18 protein-coding genes and 1 other RNA gene are annotated in these 21536 nt (G+C 36.0%); 13 read left to right on the plus strand and 6 right to left on the minus strand.

The features are described from left to right. Positions 1-149 precede the first annotated feature (149 nt). The 3 genes from gyrB (at position 150) to secDF (ending at position 6422) form a co-directional block, all read left to right on the plus strand. Positions 150-2099, plus strand: a complete 1950-nt coding sequence (gyrB, locus tag GWK10_RS03460; RefSeq protein ID WP_164029497.1) for a DNA topoisomerase (ATP-hydrolyzing) subunit B — start codon at positions 150-152, stop codon at positions 2097-2099. Positions 2100-2253: 154 nt separating this feature from the next. Further along, positions 2254-3180, plus strand: a complete 927-nt coding sequence (mdh, locus tag GWK10_RS03465) for a malate dehydrogenase (protein ID WP_164029498.1) — start codon at positions 2254-2256, stop codon at positions 3178-3180. Positions 3181-3443: 263 nt separating this feature from the next. After that, complete coding sequence (gene secDF, locus GWK10_RS03470; protein WP_164029499.1) at positions 3444-6422, plus strand: protein translocase subunit SecDF; 2979 nt, start codon at positions 3444-3446, stop codon at positions 6420-6422. A 109-nt stretch (positions 6423-6531) separates the two neighbouring features. Here secDF and GWK10_RS03475 read toward each other — a convergent pair whose 3' ends face one another. Both GWK10_RS03475 and GWK10_RS03480 read right to left on the minus strand, forming a co-directional pair. After that, on the minus strand, positions 6532-7983 hold the full coding sequence (locus tag GWK10_RS03475) for a peroxidase family protein (RefSeq protein WP_164029500.1): 1452 nt from the start codon (positions 7981-7983) through the stop codon (positions 6532-6534). Between the two features lie 128 nt (positions 7984-8111). Beyond that, on the minus strand, positions 8112-8468 hold the full coding sequence (locus tag GWK10_RS03480) for a DUF1801 domain-containing protein (RefSeq protein ID WP_164029501.1): 357 nt from the start codon (positions 8466-8468) through the stop codon (positions 8112-8114). 108 nt (positions 8469-8576) lie between these two features. Here GWK10_RS03480 and GWK10_RS03485 point away from each other — a divergent pair, with 108 nt between their 5' ends. The 9 genes from GWK10_RS03485 to GWK10_RS03525 all read left to right on the plus strand — a co-directional run bounded on the left by GWK10_RS03485 (position 8577) and on the right by GWK10_RS03525 (position 16565). After that, positions 8577-9185 carry a hypothetical protein gene (locus GWK10_RS03485; protein ID WP_164029502.1) on the plus strand — a complete coding sequence of 203 codons (609 nt, stop codon included), beginning with the start codon at positions 8577-8579 and terminating at the stop codon, positions 9183-9185. Positions 9186-9211: 26 nt separating this feature from the next. Continuing rightward, on the plus strand, positions 9212-9502 hold the full coding sequence (locus GWK10_RS03490; RefSeq protein ID WP_164029503.1) for a winged helix-turn-helix domain-containing protein: 291 nt from the start codon (positions 9212-9214) through the stop codon (positions 9500-9502). A 49-nt stretch (positions 9503-9551) separates the two neighbouring features. Further along, on the plus strand, positions 9552-10040 hold the full coding sequence (locus GWK10_RS03495) for a Coq4 family protein (RefSeq protein ID WP_204263076.1): 489 nt from the start codon (positions 9552-9554) through the stop codon (positions 10038-10040). 3 nt (positions 10041-10043) lie between these two features. Further along, the gene (creD, locus tag GWK10_RS03500) at positions 10044-11435 is read left to right on the plus strand and encodes a cell envelope integrity protein CreD (protein WP_164029505.1); all 1392 of its coding nucleotides are present in this window, start codon (positions 10044-10046) and stop codon (positions 11433-11435) included. Then, a complete protein-coding gene (locus GWK10_RS03505; RefSeq protein WP_164029506.1) occupies positions 11428-11733 on the plus strand; it encodes a hypothetical protein in 306 nt (101 codons plus the stop codon). The genes creD and GWK10_RS03505 overlap by 8 nt, the downstream gene beginning before the upstream one ends. Positions 11734-11756: 23 nt before the next feature. After that, positions 11757-12398: a DUF1361 domain-containing protein gene (locus tag GWK10_RS03510; protein WP_164029507.1), complete on the plus strand. Its 642-nt coding sequence runs from the start codon at positions 11757-11759 to the stop codon at positions 12396-12398. A 167-nt stretch (positions 12399-12565) separates the two neighbouring features. Then, positions 12566-14227, plus strand: a complete 1662-nt coding sequence (locus GWK10_RS03515; protein ID WP_164029508.1) for a tetratricopeptide repeat protein — start codon at positions 12566-12568, stop codon at positions 14225-14227. Positions 14228-14834: 607 nt separating this feature from the next. Then, positions 14835-15473, plus strand: a complete 639-nt coding sequence (locus GWK10_RS03520) for a TerB family tellurite resistance protein (protein ID WP_164029509.1) — start codon at positions 14835-14837, stop codon at positions 15471-15473. Positions 15474-15482: 9 nt separating this feature from the next. Continuing rightward, entirely contained in the window at positions 15483-16565 is a 1083-nt protein-coding gene (locus GWK10_RS03525) for a DUF3592 domain-containing protein (protein ID WP_164029510.1), read from the plus strand. Between the two features lie 53 nt (positions 16566-16618). Here the strand turns inward: GWK10_RS03525 and GWK10_RS03530 are convergent, their stop codons facing one another. Then, positions 16619-17821 (minus strand): NAD(P)-dependent oxidoreductase, encoded by a 1203-nt coding sequence (locus GWK10_RS03530; RefSeq protein WP_164029511.1) that lies wholly within the window; start codon positions 17819-17821, stop codon positions 16619-16621. A gap of 168 nt (positions 17822-17989) precedes the next feature. On the opposite strand from GWK10_RS03530, the gene ssrA reads away from it, so the two are divergent. Then, positions 17990-18386: a transfer-messenger RNA gene (gene ssrA, locus GWK10_RS03535) on the plus strand. Positions 18387-18600: 214 nt separating this feature from the next. On the opposite strand, the gene GWK10_RS03540 is transcribed toward ssrA, so the two are convergent. The 3 genes from GWK10_RS03540 to GWK10_RS03550 are packed head-to-tail and all read right to left on the minus strand — an operon-like array spanning position 18601 to position 21534. Then, positions 18601-19026, minus strand: coding sequence for a heavy-metal-associated domain-containing protein (locus GWK10_RS03540; protein WP_164029512.1), 426 nt, complete (start codon positions 19024-19026; stop codon positions 18601-18603). A 21-nt stretch (positions 19027-19047) separates the two neighbouring features. Further along, positions 19048-20820 carry an efflux RND transporter periplasmic adaptor subunit gene (locus GWK10_RS03545; protein ID WP_164029513.1) on the minus strand — a complete coding sequence of 591 codons (1773 nt, stop codon included), beginning with the start codon at positions 20818-20820 and terminating at the stop codon, positions 19048-19050. A 3-nt stretch (positions 20821-20823) separates the two neighbouring features. Continuing rightward, positions 20824-21534, minus strand: a complete 711-nt coding sequence (locus tag GWK10_RS03550; RefSeq protein WP_164029514.1) for a PepSY domain-containing protein — start codon at positions 21532-21534, stop codon at positions 20824-20826. Positions 21535-21536: the final 2 nt, after the last annotated feature.

Here is a 21536-nt window from a genome sequence, read left to right on the forward strand (position 1 = left end):
CTTACCACTTCAAACACCTATAAATACTAGGCTATGAAGCCTATTTTGCTATATTTGCTTGTTAGCGAAATTTTGGGATTTTTTAAACAAATTTTGCATGGTTTTTGCACAACAGAAACTATAGAAAACACAAACCCAAACTCAATTTTATGAGCGAAGAAAATAAAGAAGAGAAAAAACACAATTATTCCGCCGATAGTATTCAGGCGTTAGAGGGTATGGAGCACGTACGTATGCGTCCATCCATGTATATTGGTGATGTAGGAGTTCGTGGTTTGCACCACTTGGTTTATGAAGTAGTAGATAACTCGATCGATGAGGCGATGGCTGGCTATTGTGATGCCATCGACGTTTGGATCAATGAAGATAATTCAATCACCGTTCGTGATAACGGTCGTGGTATTCCAGTTGGAATTCACAAAAAAGAAGGTGTTTCTGCCTTAGAGGTCGTAATGACCAAAATTGGTGCTGGTGGTAAGTTCGATAAAGATTCTTACAAGGTTTCTGGTGGACTTCACGGTGTAGGTGTTTCCTGTGTAAACGCACTTTCTAACCATTTAAAAGCAACCGTTTTTAAAGATGGGAAAATCTGGGAACAGGAATATGAAAAAGGGAAAACGCTTTATCCAGTAAAGGCTGTTGGCGACACTGATGATAATGGTACTGAAGTAACCTTTACGCCAGACAACACCATCTTTTCACAAACAACTGAATATAATTACGATACACTCGCAACTCGTCTAAGAGAGCTTTCCTTTTTAAATAAAGGAATTAAGATTTCGATTACTGATAAGCGAAATAAGGATGAAAAAGGGGAATTCGTACGCGAAGATTTTCACAGTACGGAAGGACTTCCTGAATTTGTTCGATATCTAGATAGTACCAGAGAGCAATTGACCGCCGGTGTAATTGCAATGGAAGGTGAAAAAAATGGGATCCCGGTTGAAGTAGCAATGGTTTACAATACTTCTTACACTGAGAATCTTCACTCTTACGTAAATAACATTAATACCCATGAAGGTGGAACACATTTATCTGGTTTTCGCCGTGGACTGACCCATACGCTAAAAAAGTATGCGGATAATTCAGGAATGTTAGACAAATTGAAGTTTGATATTGCGGGAGATGATTTCCGCGAAGGTCTTACGGCAATTGTTTCGGTAAAAGTAGCTGAACCTCAGTTTGAAGGTCAGACAAAAACAAAATTAGGGAACCGCGAAGTAAGCTCAGCTGTAAGTCAAGCGGTATCAGAAATGTTGACCGATTATTTAGAGGAAAACCCTAATGATGCAAAAACCATTGTACAAAAAGTAATTCTTGCCGCGCAAGCGCGTCACGCTGCTACCAAAGCACGTGAAATGGTACAACGCAAAACGGTCATGAGTATTGGTGGTCTCCCTGGAAAATTAAGTGACTGTTCCGAGACTGATCCTGCTCAATGCGAAATATTTCTTGTTGAGGGTGACTCGGCGGGTGGTACTGCAAAAATGGGACGCAACCGAATGTTTCAGGCAATTTTACCATTACGTGGTAAGATTTTGAACGTTGAAAAAGCAATGCAACACAAGGTTTTTGAAAATGAAGAGATCAAAAACATGTTTACTGCGCTAGGTGTTACAATCGGTACAGAAGAGGATAGTAAAGCATTGAATCTATCTAAACTTAGATATCATAAAGTAGTGATCATGTGTGATGCCGATGTCGATGGTAGTCATATTGAAACCTTAATCTTAACATTCTTCTTCCGTTATATGCGCGAGCTGATTGAGAACGGTCATATATATATCGCAACACCACCATTATACTTGGTTAAAAAAGGTCAGAAAAAGGAATATGCTTGGAATGATGATCAGCGTGATATGATCAATCAAAATATGGGTGGTACTGCGACTATTCAACGCTACAAAGGTCTTGGTGAGATGAATGCAGAACAACTTTGGGAAACTACAATGAATCCTGAATTCAGAACACTTAGACAAGTAACAATAGACAGTGGTAGTGAAGCCGACAGAATTTTCTCAATGCTTATGGGTGATGAAGTACCGCCTAGACGAGAGTTTATTGAGAAAAATGCAAAATATGCGAATATCGACGCATAATCGCATTCAAATAAATACATTGAAAGTCCATCTTTTTAGGTGGACTTTTTTATTGATTAAATCTCTGTGAACAATCAATGAAAATCTCATTTTTTTTGTCAGCAATTTCTTAGCTTTGCGACTCAGTTCAAAAAATAAATTTAAAGTATATAATATGAAAGTTACCGTTGTAGGTGCAGGTGCTGTAGGAGCTAGTTGCGCTGAGTATATTGCAATCAAAGATTTTGCTTCAGAAGTTGTTTTAGTCGACATTAAAGAAGGTTATGCTGAAGGAAAAGCAATGGACCTAATGCAAACGGCCTCTTTAAACGGATTCGATACTAAAATCACAGGAACAACTGGTGATTACACAAAAACTGCTGGTAGTCATATCGCGGTAATTACAAGCGGGATTCCACGTAAACCAGGCATGACTCGTGAGGAATTGATTGGAATTAATGCCGGTATTGTTAAAACGGTTTCTGAAAACTTGGTAAAACATTCTCCAGATGTCATCTTAATCGTAGTTAGTAATCCTATGGATACGATGACTTACTTAGCACATAAAGTAACAGGCCTGCCTAAAAACCGAATTATCGGTATGGGTGGTGCCTTAGATAGTGCTCGTTTTAAGTACCGTTTAGCAGAAGCTTTAGAAGCTCCTATTTCAGATGTTGATGGAATGGTAATTGGTGGACATAGTGATAAAGGTATGGTACCTTTAACTAGACTAGCTACAAGAAACAGTGTATTAGCTTCAGAGTTCTTATCAGAAGATAGATTGAATCAAGTATTAGAAGACACAAAGGTTGGTGGTGCTACATTAACCAAATTATTAGGAACAAGTGCATGGTACGCTCCAGGTGCTGCAGTAAGCGGTTTGGTTCAAGCAATTGCATGCGATCAAAAGAAAATGTTTCCATGTTCTACCTTACTTGAAGGAGAATATGGTCTGAATGATCTTTGTATTGGTGTTCCTGTTTTATTAGGGAAAAATGGTATCGAGAAAATCGTTGAGATCGAATTAACTGATGCTGAAAAAGCTAAAATGCAGGAAAGTGCTGCTGGTGTTAAAGCAACAAATGGGTTGCTAGACGCTTAAGGCATTCTAAACATATTTTAGAAAAAGGCTACATTAATGTAGCCTTTTTTGTTTCTATTAAATCGGGAAAAAATCTAGCCAAAATCATTCTTTTTGTAGCCTTTGTTATAAGGATTGATTCTAATAGCATAATAGACTATCTTGCCAATCAAATAATATTGTTTTAAAATCCCCACTTAAACCCCAAAATAATTGGGTATTCTTGATTGAAATAATATATTTGCTCGTTTTAAAAAAATCACAGTAATATAATAACGTAAAACATGCAAAATAAGGGACTCGTTCGGCTATTTGCTATCTTGTTTACCCTGGTAAGTATTTATCAGTTGTCATTCACTTTTGTAAGTAGTAAGGTTGAAGGTGAAGCAGAGGATTTCGCAGTAAGCAAAATTGCCGATAATGTTGATGGATATTTAGCAAAGCGCGATAGCATCGAAATTAAATATCTTGATTCTATCGGAAGTAAGAAAGTTTACAGTATTGGTATCGCAGACTATACCTACAACGAGGTAAAACAACTAGAGCTTAACAAAGGTCTTGACCTTAAAGGTGGTATCGATGTTACACTACAGATTTCTGTAAAAGACATTTTAAAAGGTCTTGCTAACAATACAAAAGAACCAAATTTCAATGCAGCTTTAGAAAGGGCTGACGAATTACAAAAGTCTTCATCTGATCCTTATGTAGAGTCTTTCTTTGAAGCATTTGAAGAAGTAGCAGCAGGTTCTATCGGACTTTCTGATCCTGATATTTTCGCAACAAAGGAATTATATGGTACCGTTAATGCTGGCGATAGTAATGATGTTGTACAAGGCAAAATTCGTACAAAAATTGATGAAGCAATTGTATCTGCAAACGAAGTATTACGTAAACGTATTGATCAATTTGGTGTCACACAACCAAACATACAACGTGAGGGAAAGTCTGGTCGGATTATCGTTCAGCTTCCTGGAGTTAAAGATATTGATCGTGCAACCGGATTACTTCGAAGCACTGCTCAATTAGAATTTTGGCCAACGGCGAAAGCAGCTTTATATCAAAACTTTGTTGTAAGTGCAAACGCTAAGTTGCTAGAAATGCAGCCTAAAACTGCCGAAGAAATCATTGAAGAAGAAAAATCTGAGATCGATTCACTTTTAGGAGGCGTTACTCAAGACTCTGTCAGTACTCCGCAAGCAAATCCGCTTTTTGATGTTTTCCAATACTCTCCTTATGGTGCAGGTATTGGTAGCGCTGCAATCAAGGATACTGCAAAAATAGGTGCATATCTGCGAATGCCAGAAATTACACAATTACTGGACAAAGAATTAAAATATACCAAATTTGCTTGGGGTAAAACCGAAGAAAACTCGGAAGTTGTTGAGTTATTTGCTTTGGCATCTAATCGTGATAAGAAACCACCTTTAAGTGGTGGTGTTGTTGTTGATGCATCACAGTCTTTTGACCAACGAGGAAAGCCTGCAGTCTCTATGCAAATGAATACTGTGGGGTCTAAAGCATGGGAAAAACTAACAGGACAAGTATTTGAAGATCAAGGCTTCATAGCAGTAGTTTTAGATAATATTGTCTATTCAGCACCCCGTTCTAATGGTGCGATTGCTGGAGGTAGTACACAAATTTTTGGTCAGTTTACACTTAACGAAGCAGTCGATCTTGCTAACGTATTACGTGCTGGTAAACTTCCTGCAAAAGCTGATCTTATTTCTTATGAAGTAGTAGGTCCATCATTAGGACAAGAGGCAATTGACAGTGGTTTAATGTCATTCTTAATTGCCTTAGCTGTTGTATTACTTTGGATGGTTTTCTATTACGGTAAAGCGGGATTATTTGCAGATGTAGCACTCGCCTTAAACATCGTATTAATCTTTGGTGTTCTGGTAAGCTTTGGAGCTGTACTTACCTTACCTGGTATTGCAGGTATTGTATTAACAATTGGTATGTCGGTAGATGCAAACGTACTATTGTTTGAGCGTGTACGTGAAGAGCTCGTAAAAGGAAAAGGAAATAAACAAGCTGTTGAATATGCATTTAGCTGGAAAGGTGCAATGTCATCAATTGTTGATGCGAACATTACTACTGGTCTAACAGCATTGATCTTATTTGTTTTTGGTAGTGGACCAATTAAAGGTTTCGCAACTACCTTAATCATTGGTATCTTAACTTCATTATTTACAGCAATCTTTATTACACGTTTATTAATTGATTGGTATTTAGGTAAAGGTAAATCACTTGATTTCTCAACATCGATTACTAAGAATCTGTTTAGAAACATGAATATCAACTTTATCAATAAGCGTAAAGTAGCTTACATCATTTCTGGTGTTATTATGGCGGTTTGTGCATTCTCTTTATTCTTTGGAAACAAATTGAATGAGGGTGTTGATTTTGCAGGTGGACGATCGTTCCAAGTGCGTTTTGCTGATGCAGTGAATGCTGAAGAAGTAAAAGAAAATGTAATCGCAGCTTTTGAAAGTGCCGAGGTAAAGACCTTTGGTGCGGCCAATCAGTTAAAGATTACTACAAAATACAAAGTTGATGAAGTAGGTCTTGAAGTTGATGAAGAAATTCAAGAGAAACTATTCCAAGCCGTACAGAGTTATTTACCTGACGGTATGACGTACCAGTCGTTTAAGCCAGGTGAGGATAATACAAACACAGCCAAAATAGGAATCATGAGAACCTTTAAGGTGAGTCCTACAATTGCTGATGACCTTTGGAGAAATTCAATTTACGCTGTATTCGGATCGTTATTTGTTGTATTCCTGTACATCTTGTTCCGATTTAGAAAATGGCAATTTAGCTTAGGTGCTGTTGCGGCAGTATTCCATGATGTATTAATCGTGTTGGGTATCTTCTCACTTACATGGAAAATAATGCCATTTAATATGGAAATTGACCAAGCCTTTATTGCAGCAATCTTGACCGTAATTGGTTACTCGTTGAATGATACGGTGGTTGTATTTGACCGTATTCGTGAGTTTGCAGATGAGCACAGTTCTTGGAAATATTCTAAAATTGTAAACAGCGCATTAAACAGTACGCTTAGTAGAACCTTGAACACGTCACTTACTACTTTGGTAGTGTTACTATCGATCTTTATATTTGGTGGTGAATCAATTCGCGGATTCATGTTCGCATTAATTGTAGGTGTTATTGTAGGTACATACTCATCGATGTTTATTGCAACGCCAATTATGTACGACACCACCAACAAAGGTGATGAGAGTAAGAAAAAAGAATAAGGTTATTTAATTATAATAATCTGGCTAATTCAAATAGGAAAAGCCCTGACAAATGTCAGGGCTTTTTTGATTATCAATTTTTATGTATATGGTCGAGCGCAGTCCAGACCTAAGCAGGCTGCATCACAGATGCCAATGACTTCTCTAACAAATCTTTCATTTTAAAGTCACCATTAGTACCTAAGGTTGGCAACCAGTTGCGATCAGCTCCAAGATAAGAATGTGAATCTAATTCTAATAAGCCAAGTAGCACTTCACATGTTAAGGTAGCTCCTACTGGGCCAAGACCTTCACCTGGATTGAATCCTGATTTGTCTTCACGACCAATTACCTCGGCCTCGGCAAGAATATAATACCATAACGGAATACCATAATCAAGATCAATATTATTTGCTTGAATCTGGTTCTTCACAAAGGCCTTTACCTGATCGATCTCTGCTTGTGATCTTCCAATTTTTTCGGCTACGAATTCGCCTGAAGGTAACAAGAAACTCTGTCCTCTTAATAGATTTCTAGTTGCCAACGATTTCATCGCTGCCGGAGTTTGTGGTGGCAAAAACGGTAAAGCTAGCAAAGTACTTGCCATTTGTGTATCCATTTTTCCAGAACGCTGGTATGTACCGTCAAAATCAAAGAAACGTTCCCAATGTACCACCTGATCTTCATCAGCCAATCTAGTAAAACCACGACCTACGGAAGACGAAAACAAATCATGAGTTGCGCCACCATTTTGAAGAGTTACTTCTTGAGTGATCATAGAATGACCAAAGCGGTAGGATGCAACCGAGAACTCAACGGGTATGAATGATCTGCCGGATGGGCAATACCATTTTCTACCTTTTCCTAATATATTGTCCACAGCAACTTCGCCGGCAATAGTTGGTAAAAATTCGTTAACAACTACCCATTGATAATGCCAAGTCGCTAGTTGCCGTGCCTCTTCGTAATTCTCTTTGGCAGAATGTCCAGGATTAGCGGCTTCTACATCATTATATACCTCATTATAAAAACGAATAAATGCCAATTGCAATTGCGATACTATTCGGTTTTCGTCATTACGCGGATCCCCAATCATAGCTCTCCCCTGTCCGTTTCTTGCCAAGTCATGCTTTTCAAGATCCGGACCTTGACCAATATTGTTATTCGTTTCTCCTGTTAGTAGTCTCAGTGATCCACTCTCGTAAAGAAAAGGCTCATCTTCTGGTCCTTCACCAAAAATACAATCGAGGTCTAAAGCTGGGGTTCTAAAGTTTTCAATCTCATTGGGGTTGTTTACTCGGTTTACCGAAGAAGTGGTATCTAATGTAATGTCATGATCAATAAATTGCCCGAGATAGATCATTCCTAAAGGAACATTGTCCGTCGTTTCTGCATTATTACCTTCGTCCATCGGGCCAGCAACCTTACCTAACTCAATAAGCACATTAGGATTGACCCATAGCGGTGGATGGTTTTTGAAAATTCGGCCAAATCGACCTTCTCGCTCCTTACTTATTGAATCGTGGTAGCAAAGAAATTCTTGTCCAGGATTCACCTGCATTCCGTGATGATTTTGTGACATGGTTTTTGGTTTAAAGATTAATGGCACAAATATCACTGAATATCAACGAGATAACTCAAGGAAATAAAAGGTGTTTTACAAGGGATTATTCTAGGAATAAGAGGGGAAAAACACAGTAAAAATGCCCGTTAGTAGAATTTTTTGTCCCGTACATCGAAAGCATTTTGTAGCACTTCCTCTAAAATAGTCTGATCGATTTCTTCAAGGGTTCTATACCTAAGTGATTTCATGACCTTCCGATTAGCAGTGATCAAATGCTCTAAATGGACAGTAATGTATCCTGCATTCCAAAACCCAATATCAACATAGTCTTTGGTATGATTTAAGTAGCAAAAAGGTCGTTTCCCAAAGTAGTAAAATGGGATTCTGTATTTATATTTCAGCTCTACTTCATCAAACAAGTTTTCAATCGTGGCTTGGACATGAAGCAGGACTGATCGAAATGGCTCGGGTTGTTCTAAAATATAGCGTTCAGCGGGGTTCATTTATTTAAGAAAATAAAAACGCAACGAAGTTAACTCAAAAAAAATAAGACCGAAAAGGCATTATTTTAAAATTTTATTATTTACTTTGTATTTCAAAGTACTTTTAATATGGAGTCAAAGGATTATATAAAGGACATATCTGATATAAAAGAAATGATGACAAGGTCATCCCGCTTTATTTCGTTAAGCGGATTATCAGGAATACTGGCGGGTGTATACGCGCTTATAGGTGCCGGAGTAGCTTATTGGTTAGTTATAAATTCCGGTAGAGAATATCTTATTTTAAACGGGCGTGTCTTTCAATTGGTAATGCTCGATCTTATACTCGTAGCAGTACTAAGTATTTTAACTGCCATTTTTCTAACGAATAGAAAAGCTAAAAAGAATGGTGAGAAAGTATGGGATTCTAGTTCAAGACGACTTGTTTTTAATTTCCTCATTCCCTTGGTTGCCGGTGGTCTTTATATATTAATCATACTTAATCAACAAAAATATGGGCAAAGCGGAGCGCTTATGCTTATTTTTTATGGTTTAGCACTTGTCAATGCATCAAAATACAGTATTGGTGATATTAGATATCTAGGATATATAGAGATTGGGCTCGGTTTAATTTGTGCGATCTATCCTGGATACGGATTCTGGCTATGGGTTGTTGGTTTTGGCATTATGCATATTATTTATGGGACGATGATGTATTTTAAATATGAACGTAAATAGGGATTTCCGTCTGCGCGGAAATAAATATGGGACTAATAAATAACATAAATAAAGCTTTTGACCACCGAATACGATTGGGCATTATGTCGATCTTAATGGTCAACGAATATGCCGATTTTAAAATGTTGAAAGAGTTGCTGGATGTAACTGATGGTAATCTAGCAAGCCACGCCAAGGCTCTAGAAAAAGAGGAATATATTAAAGTAGAAAAGTCATTTATAGACCGAAAACCAAATACAAAATACAGCGCTACCCCATTAGGACGTGCTGCTTTTAAAAAACATATTGAAGCTTTAGAAAAGCTCATCGGGAAATAGAATCATTTTTTTTATTCTATTACTTTGAAATACAAAGTACTTTATGGCTATGAGAACAAAAAGAAAACAACTTATCATCTGGCTCTTTGAGCATTCAGAAAAAATATATACCAAGTATTTTAAAAGTAATACACCTTGGGGCTTTTATAAAAAAGACCTGTTGCACTACCCCAAGAATTCATTCGGGTACCATCTTGGAACATTTTTAGATAAAAACAATTTCGAATTAATCCCCAAAGTAGAACGTCATGATTGTTATCATGTACTTACTGGTTACGGTACGCAAGTTGAAGATGAAATAGCACTTCAATACCTATGTTTTGGTAATGGCAAGCGCAGCCTGTACTTATTTGCTGTCCTCATTCTAGGCACCATCATTTTACCAGATTATATGACCTACTATATCAGGTCATACATAAAGGGAAAACGGGCTAATAGCTTCTATCATTTCGATTTCAAAAAACTTTTAAACATCTCCATTGTGGACTTAAGACGAGCAATTTTTTTAAAATCATATATCACACTTATAAATCTATAAAACATGGAACATACATCATCAAACAATCAAGGTAGCCGGTTTGGTAACTGGATAAAAACATCAATAACCGCGCGTATGCTAATGGTGGGATTACTCATCGTAGTACTTCTAATTCCGCTTGCCTACATTAAAAGTCTTATTAGCGAACGTGCTGGAAGACAACAAGAAGTAATATCAGAAATAAATGACAAATGGGGAGAAGAGGTTCTTATCTACGGCCCTTTTCTTAAAGTCCCTTATAAAACGTATATCGAGACCACCTATACTGATCAAGAGACTAAAAAAGTGCAGACCGAACGCAAGGAAAAAATAAAGTATGGTTATTTCTTTCCTGAATCCTTAGATATTAAGGGTACCGTAAATCCCGAACCTAAAAGTCGAGGAATTTATACTACTGCTGTTTATCAAAGTGAAACTATATTAACTGGAACATTTGCAAATCTTGATTTTTCGGAAGAAGAAGTTGCACCCGAGGATATTGTTTGGGACAAAGCACGAATGATCATTAAAACATCTAACCTAAAAGGTGTTAACGATGAAGTCGCAGTTAATATTAATTCGAATCGCTATCCGTTTTCATCATTGTATGAAGGAAAGAAAAATCAGGGGTATTATGACCCGAATAATATCACTATGCACACACTACGTAGTATAGTTTTAAAAGATACTGATACCCCTAAAGAATCTGCAGTAACTTTTTCAATTGATTTAAACATTAATGGCAGCAAGCAAATTCGATTTGTGCCTGTTGGAAAGGAAACCACAGCCAATCTAAAATCAGATTGGAAAACTGCAAATTTCATAGGTGAATTTCTGCCAAACAATCCAGATAAAATTACTGACAACGGCTTTGATGCCAAGTGGAAAGTACTCGATCTTAACAGGCCATTTGCACAACAAACCTTCAATTATATTCCTGACCTGAATGAATATGCTTCTGGTGTAAATTTTATGATTCCAGTAGACGAGTATCAAAAAAGTGAACGATCAGCAAAATATGGTTTTTTAGTAATCGCACTAACTTTTCTCATTTTCTTTTTAATACAAACATTAAGCAAGATTAATATCCACCCGTTTCAATATTTAATGATTGGCTTAGCACTAACGATGTTTTACACCCTGCTCATTTCAATATCGGAGCATAGCAGCTTTTTAAAAGCATACCTAATTGCCGGAATTTCAGTAATCGCTTTGATCACTTTATACTCAAGATCAATCTTGAAAAACATCAAGTTTCCCATGTTCGTTCTAGCATCCTTAACAGCGCTCTATGCATTTATTTTCACCATCATTCAACTAGAGAGTTATGCACTACTAGTTGGCAGCATTGGCTTATTTGTCATTCTAGCAATTGTAATGTATGTATCACGTAAAATTGATTGGCAAAATGGATAAAGAAGCACTTTTTTGGCCAATACAGCTTGAATATATGAGCAAATATATCGGCCTAGCAAGCTTCGTAATAGGCACCTTGTTTTTCACTGCTTACCTGACGGCGCCCTCCGATGAAGTATTTCGATTAGGATTACTGTTTGTGCTAGGTGCTGTAATAGTAAACAGCACCATGGTTTTCCTATTATTCATTGGTGCATTTCTTTTTAAACCATATACACAGCGGTTACTAAAAACGGCACTTGCAATACTCATTAACATCCCAATTGCGATAAGCTATGTCTGGATATTATTCAATTAATTCATCATTTAAATCAATAAAAAATGAACACACTTTTTTTAAATAAAACCTCAATTATAAAGCAGTTATCAGTACCGCTGGTAATAGGTTTCCTCTTCCTAGGAATCCGGCTTTACATTACAAAATCATCATTATTTCTTTTTCTGGTATCGAATATAATTTTGGCAACTGTTCCGTTATTTTGCGCTCTAGTATTAATTAGGAAAGAGCGTTGGCAAAAACCACTATTATTTGCTCTTATCTTTTTAGTATGGTTGGTGTTTTTTCCGAATGCCCCATATATCATAACCGATTTTATTCATCTTGAAGGCTGGTCACAAATGCCATTATGGTATGATTTTATATTAATCGGAAGTTTTGCTCTAGCGGGTTTGCAAATGGGGTTGTACTCTCTTGTCCTTATTCATGAAAGTCTTAAATGGCATTTCACGCTTGGTTCATGTCAATTTATTATTATGGCCTGTTGTTTGCTTAGCGGTTATGGGGTGTATTTAGGTCGCTTTGTACGACTAAATAGCTGGGAAGTAATCACAAACCCCCTAAAACTAATAAGTCTAGCCACAAAAAGTCTAGGCAATGTTAACACATGGATCTTTAGTTTACTCTTCGGTGGGTCGATACTGCTTGCATATTATCTCTACCGAAAAGTAATAAAGATTGACTGATTTCTTTTTTAAAGATGTATCGGTTTTGATTTAACCTTTGTAGTTGAGTAATAAGAGGGAATAGAAATTGTAAATTCCATTTAAACGACGCTTTAACTCATCATATAGATTGTTTTACAATCCTTCGTGTGATTTGTTTTAAATTGGTGGTACACACCACCTAAACCATGCATTATCGTTTTTTACTGATTTTGCTTGTACTATGCCTATATAGTATAAGCGGACAAGAACCCCCAAGTAATTCTGGAAGTACTTCTATCGAAAGTCAACTTTCGGGTAAAGAAAAAATCTGCAAGCTTATTCGATTAGGCAATGAATGCCTAGAAGCAGATTCGAATCAATCTTTAGAATTTGGGAAAACTGCGCTAAATGAAGCTTCAAAATTCAATTTTCGAAAAGAACAAGCAGAAGCGCGACTACTTATGGGGCTATCATATTGGTCAATAAGAGAGTTAAAACCCACTCTTGTAAATCTTAACTCGGCAAAACAAGTTTATGAACAGCTTCTTGACCATGATGGCATTGCTAGATGTTATATAAATATGGGATTGGTTTATGCTGAAATTGGTGAATATGACAAAGCCATAGAATTGTATTCAAATGCCAAATCGCATTTTGAGGAGCTTAATCTTAAGGAATTAATTGCGAATACATACACTAAAATATCAAGTGTACTTATCGAGAAAAAGGATCTAAATGAAGCCGAGAACATCTTACATGACGCACTAAACATTTATGATCAAAGCAAAAATATTAGAGGCATTGTAGAAACGAATAACTTGTTGGCAAAACTACATATTAATAAGGGTGAATATGAGCTCGCAGGATGCTACATAGAAGAGTCTATCATTAACAGTCAAATAATTAAAGACAACAATGCGCTAATCGGAAACTTACTACTTTTCAGCAAACTACAACGCAATAAAAAGAAATATGAAGTAGCAGAACAGCATCTGACTATCGCATTAAAACTTGCCGAAAAGAAAAATTTACGCAAGCTCAAGTTAGACACCTACGAGGAATTACAGTCCATTAAAAAGGAAGAAGGAAAATTTCAAGAATCTATCGAGTATTTTGAGGAATACGTTGCCTTAAAAGATTCAATTTATGACACCAATAAGTCCAAACAACTTGCTGAGTTTGAGTTTCAAGATACTATTAAGAAAAAGGATGATGAACTAGAATTTATGTATCTAGAAAAGAAAGATTTTCAAATTATTCAATGGATACTTGGTATTGGATTATTTATCATTACACTATTGGGTCTATTACTAACGCGAAGTTTACGAATAAAGAACAAAAAGCAATTATTGTTGCACGAATCTAATCAGCGAATTAATCAAAGTGAAATTGAGAATCAATTGTTAAAACAAAAGGAGCTTGAACAGCAATTGCATTTTAAAAACAAAGAATTGACATCTTATGCCCTCAACTTTATTCAAAAAAATGAGTTTTTAGAAAAACTGCAAAACATTATAAAGGAGATAAAACTCACTTCTGCAAAAACGAAAGTATTAGCATTAGACCAACTAGAGAATATTGTAAAGCAACAACAAAACCTTGATAAAAACTGGAACGATTTTAAAATCCATTTTGAACAAGTCCATACCGATTTTCTAAAAAAACTAAAACATGAGTTTCCGAATCTGAGCGCAAATGATTTGAAGGTGGCCGCACTTACTAGACTCAATTTAACAATAAAAGAATGCTCAGGTATATTGGGTATCTCCCCTGAAAGTGTCAAAACCGCTCGATATCGCCTTAGAAAGAAACTGGATCTTGAGCGTGAAGATGATTTACTTTCCTTTTTGGTGAAAGTTGAAGTTTGATTAAGACTACTCTCTATACAATCATGAATCCCTCTAATACAATTATTTAAGACAACTGTCTACTTTTTATAAATGGTTGAAAAATAGAAAATTTTGCCTTGTCTACTTTTAATAGGAGTCTTGCTATACAGAATTTGATTGTTTTTGGCGTATTTCGCCAAATAAGCTACCATAAATGCTTACAAAATATTTATACCCCCTTGACAATTACGGGCTAGGTTACGTATTTCAACCCTCCAATGAGGATTGATTCCCCGACCTTGCCTTGGGCATGGATTAACGTCCATGCCTTTTTTTATCCATTAACTGAATACACCTTATTCTATCATTTTTCTTTGTAAAAACCCGATTTCTCCTTGGTTAGAAATGAGACTATAAAATACTGACAAGTAGGGTTTTTTGGTTAATTATTGTTCTATTAAGGAATAAGCTGCTAGTCAGCTCCAAACCAAAACCCATGAAAAATCTAATTTCTCTTTTCGAAACAGTACAAACTGACAAAAAGAACAACGCTCTTATTGGCCTACTTACAACCCTACTTTTTGCTAAATAAGTGCTTTTTCAAAACTAAAGAACCCAAATTTTCTAATCTTAAAAATTACTTACCATGATCATTTTTGGAACAACTGGTATTAAATCTACCGTAAAATCAGGGCATTTTAATTGCCCACAATGCGAACAGAACAAACCGTATAGACACCGTAAGGTAACTCAATTTTTCACGCTTTACTTTATTCCATTAATCCCACTAGGAAACAAAGGTGAGTATGTAGAATGCGGTAGTTGTAAAGGCACTTTCGTTACTAGAATAATAGACAATCCGTCAACAAATAGAGATGAATTTATGTCTATTTATCAAAAAGCTATACGCCATTCTATGGTAATGATGATGCTTGCTGATGGTGAAATTGATCAAAATGAAAAAGTACAAGTACTGTCTATCATCAATAAGTTTGGTCATAATGATATTGCTATGAGTGATCTAGATAATCTAATTACCGAGGTGAAAAATGAAAATCAAGATGTCACTACTTATCTTAAAAGAGTAGCACCATCGCTAAATGAGCACGGTAAGGAAATCATTATTAAATGTGCTATCTCTGTAGCGGCATCGGACGGGAATGTTGACCAATCTGAATTAGATATGATTGCCAAAATGTCTCAAGCATTAGATATGTCGGCATCTCATTTAAAAGGAATAATTAACGAGATGACACAACCTGACACTTCTTTTTCTCAAAACTAGATTAGTAGTATGGATTTAAATAAAAAAAGGCATATTGATGAAGCCATCAAACTGCTGAAGAAGTCGCAGTATCAATATCAAATAAAAAATCATCTTAAGAAAAAAGGCTTAGATGATGTTTCGATAGCAGAAATAATTGAGGAGGCTACAGCGATACACAAAACGGCTCAAGGAAAACTTCGACGTATACTTTGGATCGCACTTACGGTAATAACATTTGTAATATTTTATTTTTTAATACCTACAAATATTTATAATGTTTCGCCATTTATCATATCGACGATTGGAGCAATATTCTTCACGATTTTTCTTTTGCAGTCTATTGTCAATTTTGAAAGTTTTGATGAGTTGAATACAAAAGACAAGTCTAAGACAGATTGGAGACATAGTATTACACCATTCTTTGTTGTTCCAGCTATTATCATGTTATTGGTATTCAATATGCATTTTAGTGCTAGTGAACGAGCTGAACTAAAAGAAGATGGTATCACTGTAAAAGGTGTTATTGTCGACGGCAAGGCATACGAATCAAGACGAGGTGGAACATATTCTGTCACCGTGAAATTTAAAACCAAAACTGGTCAAGCTATGCGGGTTAGTGAAGGTGTGTCTGAAAGTGAATTTGACAACCTTTACAAAGGTCAAAAGGTTCAACTCGTTTATTCAAAAAAGAATCCTTCTTTGATAGAAATACTTACTTCTGACTCGGACATTGCTAGTTACACTGGAATAGAAAGTCGAGATATAACTCCCGAAGATCTTATGAATTTGATTAACAAAGAAAATCATGAGGTGGGTAAAAGTCTAAATGAAATTAGTTATTCTTGGAGGTTTGACAAACAAGATTCTGTTTGGATCAACGAGAAAAAAAGTTTAGCTGTGAAAGTTAAACAAAATGAGACCATTCGATATATTTCTTTTAATCATAAATCACTACTATTTGGAAACGAACTTGAAAAAATAGGTTTTAACCAAGTAGAAAATGAAGATAAGAAATTGAAGTTATTTGAAGGTGAACAGCACTATGCAGCTGTCGAAACTACTTTGCAAGATATGAGAGTAGGCACAATCATTACAGTGCAGAATAAGTAATTTTTGACTACAAAACTTAAGAAACAGGTATAAAGTTCGCTTTGTACCTGTTTTTATTTACCATCAACATAATCTTGAAGGTACGAATACCGTTTAGTCAACTTCCCTTTTTTGGTCATTCTGGCCCTTTCTAAAATGCCATTTTTATCGCCATCAAAGAAAGCCGGAATGACATGTTTAAGAAACGCATCACCAAAACCATCGCTCGCATCTCGAGGTAGTTCGCAAGGTAAATTATCAACTGCCATTACTGCAATGGCAGTATCATTCATAAAATCAACTTCTTTTTCTGTAACAGGATCATAACCGTAAATAGGATCAGCAATTGTAGACGGCTTTATCGTTGTCGCGACAGGGCCATCAATATCACAACTAACATCCGCTACTACCTTGATTTTAAAATCTGGATGCTTCGCATCATCACGTGTATATAAATACGGCGCACCATCACCATAGAAATGACCGGCAATATAAAAATCTGTTACCTTGGCAAAACGAAAAAAGTTCGATTTATACTCCTCAGGATTCGCGAAGAAGTCTTGCTTATTCCCTCTTACACCATCTTTACGTTTATTGTACTCCGATGCATCAATTTGACAATATACCGATTCGTTAAAATCCTTTTCTAAATACTCTTTGACTGTTACCCGCTTCATATTCATTCCATCGAGCATTTCTCGTGCGCCATTTCCAACACGTCCTCTACCGGTAAGTAGAATTTTAATATTAGGAAGTTTGATCTTATTCTGTTCATCAATTAATGCCTGCTGGTTCTCAAGTGTTTCAGCTTTTGGCATGTTGAACAAATTGAACTTCAAACCATAGGCTCTGAGCCCGTTATACGCACCAACGATTCCGGCATATCGCCCAAATGCCACTAAACGCTTACCACTCTCCCCAGTAATTACCTCATGATCATACAACTCAATATTCTTATCTAAAATAGCTTGTAATAACTTTCTATTATAGGGCTGTTTTTTGATAGTATGAGAAAAGAAAAAGTACTTTTTATTAGGAATTAGCGCATCAATTGGTACTTCTTTTACACCTAATAATACGTCACAATCTTGAACATCATTTACCACTTCAATTCCCATTTTCGCATACTCCGCATCTTTAAAAACACGTACATCAGAGCTTTCAGCGACGAGAGTTCCTTCAGGAAACGAATCGACTAGCTGTTTGGCAGCATTTGGTGTAAGTACAACTCGGCGATCTGGTGGGTTTTTGCGTTCCTTTATAAGTGCGAATTTCATTTCAGGCGGTATATTTTCAAATTACAGAAGTTAGCATACTGACAAAATAACAAATGGCATAGGTTTTGTTATTTTTTAACGGAGGTAAAGATAGAATTTTTAATAGTATCTTTGCTGTCCGTTTTCAGGGTTCAGAATTAATGTGAACTAGAGACTGAAGACAAAAATGGGGTCGACTGGTTTTGACAGCGAGACCAATTATAGTGTAAGCACGCCGAGCTATGAAATTAATGCTCGTTAAACGCTTATTTCAACTTTTTAAACGGCGATAATAACTACGCCCTAGCTGCATAATCTGAATTTTAGTAAGATTACGCCTCGGTCTACAAGGTAGACAAGCAGGAAATCTCTCGGGAGCCTTGGTTTATGGCGACTGATTATGAGATTTCGTAAAAATAAACCTAGATGTGGTAGCACTTCGATGCCACATCGAAATTAAAGAAGATAGGCTTTAGGTAGGCGGTTTTTGGTCAGCCTAAAGATGAAAATTAAACAAAAACTAAGCGCGTAGAAAGCATTTTAATTGCTTGTTTGGACGAGGGTTCGAATCCCTCCGACTCCACTGTAAACCCGCCTAAAGGCGGGTTTTTGCGTATTCGGGAGATTCGCCAGCCCCATCTTCTGGCTCTTTCGCTAAAAATGTCAACAGGGCATTTTCTAAACGCTCGGTCCTCTCCGAGTCCACAATCTCAACTTAAAAGCCCCATAAATAGGGGCTTTTTTTTTCTAGCTGACAGTATCGTTGACAATACTATCGATTTAATTAAAGACTTTAAAGATTAATCGTCATCTTCTTTAACTTCTCCAGACTGATTCATTACCATTTCGTGATCATATTGGCAACATCCGGGTAAGTTTTTATAAGCCTCTTTACTTCCTGAAACCTTTTCGGTATCATAACCTGAAGCTGCAATTGCCTTATGAATAGCCATTGCATCTGTTTTGTCATCATCATAAGACACGTCAATTTTCTTTTTATCTACATCCCAATTGGCACTTGCCACGCCATCAACGCTATTAGCTGCCTTTTCAATGGTACTTTTACACATACCACAATTACCTCTTACACCAAAAGATAGGTCTGTCATAGCCACTTCCCTGGATATTTCTTTAGTTGTTGTGTCTGTTTCTTTTTTAGTTTCGTTTTTACAACTTGTTAAACCCAATAAAGCTATTACGGCTACACTTAAAATTACTTTCTTCATTATTTAAAAATTTAATTGCTATTATTCTATTATTTGCTTTACTTCTCCACAGGTTAGCATTGCATCACCAAAATATGGATTGATTACTTTTTCTTCTTTGCTCAACCAATATGCGCCCTTGTTGTTATCTGCCATCGGACAAAATTCCACATAGACTTTTTCATTTATACCAAACAATTGAACAACATTGATTAGATGTGATGACAAATGTTTAAAATGGTCTCTTTGCGCTTTAATAGCTGACAAATTAGATATTGAAGTTGCAGAAGATTTTATTTCTTTTACTATTGACATCCAATGTGTGTGAGCGTTATTATCTGATAACAATTTCATATCTACTTTACTTAAATTGTTTAGTAAACTTGTTGCATTAACTGAAGTATTTTTTGAATCTTCTTTAACTAAAGCATTTTTTAAATGGATATAATCATTGAAAACAACTTTTAATTGTTCTTGAAATTTCTCTGATACCGTGAATCGTTCATTCATATTAGTATGGTCACTTTCTTTTTTTGAAGTAGTATTATCCATACCTAAATGTCCTTCGTGACCTGTCATTATTTTACCCCCTTCTTTATTCATCATAGATTTTTTACCTTGCAATTGAGCTGCTGCATCTACAGTAAATGTTCCGTTAGTCACGATTTCATTGCCAACAAATAATCCCTCTAAAACTTCATATTCATTACCAATTTGATTGCCTAAAACTACTTCGCGCATTTCAAAAACGGTTTGGTCTGGATTGGCTTTTAAATAGACAACAGAACGTTCACCTGTCCAAAGCACAGCAGATGCCGGAATTGTTAATACCTCATCATTACTACTTGAAACTCGGTCAATATTTGCAGTTACAAACATTCCAGGTTTAAATACATCGTTTTTATTATGAAGCACTACACGTAAGGCTACTGTTCTTGTTTTGATATTTAAAATAGGGTCTAGGAAATCGACTTTCCCTTTAAATTTCTTTTTAGCATAAGCATTTGTAGTCACTAAAACTTCTTGTCCCTTTTTAAATAAATCGATTTGATTTTCATATACATCAAAATTTGCCCAAACCGTATTGAGATTTGCAATTTTAAGCAATGGTTGACCTTGTTTGATGTAATCGCCTTGTTCCACTAATTTTTCGGTAACTGTTCCTGAAACGGTTGCATAAACTGGAAAGTTTTCTTTTACTTTTTGGGTTTCTTCAATCTGATTGATTTGATTGTCAGAGAGTTTCCACAATTTTAATTTATTACGAACTGCTTTGTAAAGTGCAGGTTGCGATTCTTTTAGTGACGAAGCCGTAATCAATTCTTGTTGTGCTGCATACAATTCTGGCGAATAAATGGTTGCCAATAATTGGCCTTTACGAACTTCTTCGCCTGTAAAACTCACATTCAAACGTTCTATTCTACCCGAAAAATAACTGACTTGTACTGCGTTTGCTTCTTCATTTTCAGCGATTTTACCAGATAATTTAATAGTGTTGCCTTCAATATTTCCCTTGCCAACAACAGTCGTTTGAATATTGGCTAATGCCATTGCATTTTCCGTTAATTTAAATTGGTCTGCCAATAAACCATCTGCACTACTTTCGGCAGGAATTAAATCCATCCCACAAATAGGGCAATCGCCTGGTTCTGGTTGCATAATTTGTGGATGCATTGAACACGTCCACATTTGATTTGTTTCCGTTGTTGCAGAATGATTGTGATATGTACTTTCATTAGACGAATCTCCAAACAGCAACCAACCCAGGAGTAAACCAACTACTAATATTCCTCCATAAATTAATATCTTTTTCATCTCTTACTTTTTATTTCGTTTTAATAATTTTCTAACTGAAGCTGAAGATGTAAACCATAATAAAAATCCACTTAATACAGTAATTAAACCTAAAAGCGAAAAGGCTCTTAATACTATTGTATTAAAGTTGTCTCTACCCTCATAATCCATAGTATGTGTCATCCATAAAAAATCGAACCAACGCCAACTACGATGCCTTACTGTTTGAAATTTTCCATCTTTTACAGATACATAAGCTTTAAGAGATTCATCTGTTTTATATGAAATCACGTATGCAGGTAATAGCTTTTCTCGATATTCGTGGTGTTTTCCAGCTTGAGTTATTTGTTCTATAGTTTCTACTTTCAAGTCACTTTTTATATAATTTTTTGCGACATAGAGCGCTTCATTTTTTGTAATGTTATACTTTACTTTTCCATTAATGGCATTGTATAATTGCTCTTTATTTACCCAATAGTAAGGTGTGTTATCGATGTCTCTCAATTCAATAGTATTAATACCTTTCGAAACATGAAGTTGTGATGGACTAATGAGGTCGTTAAATGCTTTAGGCTGGTATTCCATATTTTTAAAATGGTCTCCATGTATATCATCAATATTTGTCCAACTAAAGTATAAGCCACTTATGGTCCAAAACAAAAATTGAATACCCAAAAACAAACCTAAATAGCGATGTGTTTTCCTTATTTTTAATGCTGTATGTCTGTTTACCATAA

The organism is Spongiivirga citrea (assembly GCF_010671565.1).
Taxonomy (GTDB): Bacteria; Bacteroidota; Bacteroidia; order Flavobacteriales; family Flavobacteriaceae; genus Spongiivirga; species Spongiivirga citrea.

Coding starts and splice junctions, on each gene's coding strand:
- gyrB (WP_164029497.1), top strand. CDS start 150: ATGAGCGAAGAAAATAAAGAAGAGAAAAAACACAATTATTCCGCCGAT.
- mdh (WP_164029498.1), top strand. CDS start 2,254: ATGAAAGTTACCGTTGTAGGTGCAGGTGCTGTAGGAGCTAGTTGCGCT.
- secDF (WP_164029499.1), top strand. CDS start 3,444: ATGCAAAATAAGGGACTCGTTCGGCTATTTGCTATCTTGTTTACCCTG.
- GWK10_RS03475 (WP_164029500.1), bottom strand. CDS start 7,983: ATGTCACAAAATCATCACGGAATGCAGGTGAATCCTGGACAAGAATTT.
- GWK10_RS03480 (WP_164029501.1), bottom strand. CDS start 8,468: ATGAACCCCGCTGAACGCTATATTTTAGAACAACCCGAGCCATTTCGA.
- GWK10_RS03485 (WP_164029502.1), top strand. CDS start 8,577: ATGGAGTCAAAGGATTATATAAAGGACATATCTGATATAAAAGAAATG.
- GWK10_RS03490 (WP_164029503.1), top strand. CDS start 9,212: ATGGGACTAATAAATAACATAAATAAAGCTTTTGACCACCGAATACGA.
- GWK10_RS03495 (WP_204263076.1), top strand. CDS start 9,552: ATGAGAACAAAAAGAAAACAACTTATCATCTGGCTCTTTGAGCATTCA.
- creD (WP_164029505.1), top strand. CDS start 10,044: ATGGAACATACATCATCAAACAATCAAGGTAGCCGGTTTGGTAACTGG.
- GWK10_RS03505 (WP_164029506.1), top strand. CDS start 11,428: ATGGATAAAGAAGCACTTTTTTGGCCAATACAGCTTGAATATATGAGC.
- GWK10_RS03510 (WP_164029507.1), top strand. CDS start 11,757: ATGAACACACTTTTTTTAAATAAAACCTCAATTATAAAGCAGTTATCA.
- GWK10_RS03515 (WP_164029508.1), top strand. CDS start 12,566: ATGCATTATCGTTTTTTACTGATTTTGCTTGTACTATGCCTATATAGT.
- GWK10_RS03520 (WP_164029509.1), top strand. CDS start 14,835: ATGATCATTTTTGGAACAACTGGTATTAAATCTACCGTAAAATCAGGG.
- GWK10_RS03525 (WP_164029510.1), top strand. CDS start 15,483: ATGGATTTAAATAAAAAAAGGCATATTGATGAAGCCATCAAACTGCTG.
- GWK10_RS03530 (WP_164029511.1), bottom strand. CDS start 17,821: ATGAAATTCGCACTTATAAAGGAACGCAAAAACCCACCAGATCGCCGA.
- GWK10_RS03540 (WP_164029512.1), bottom strand. CDS start 19,026: ATGAAGAAAGTAATTTTAAGTGTAGCCGTAATAGCTTTATTGGGTTTA.
- GWK10_RS03545 (WP_164029513.1), bottom strand. CDS start 20,820: ATGAAAAAGATATTAATTTATGGAGGAATATTAGTAGTTGGTTTACTC.
- GWK10_RS03550 (WP_164029514.1), bottom strand. CDS start 21,534: ATGGTAAACAGACATACAGCATTAAAAATAAGGAAAACACATCGCTAT.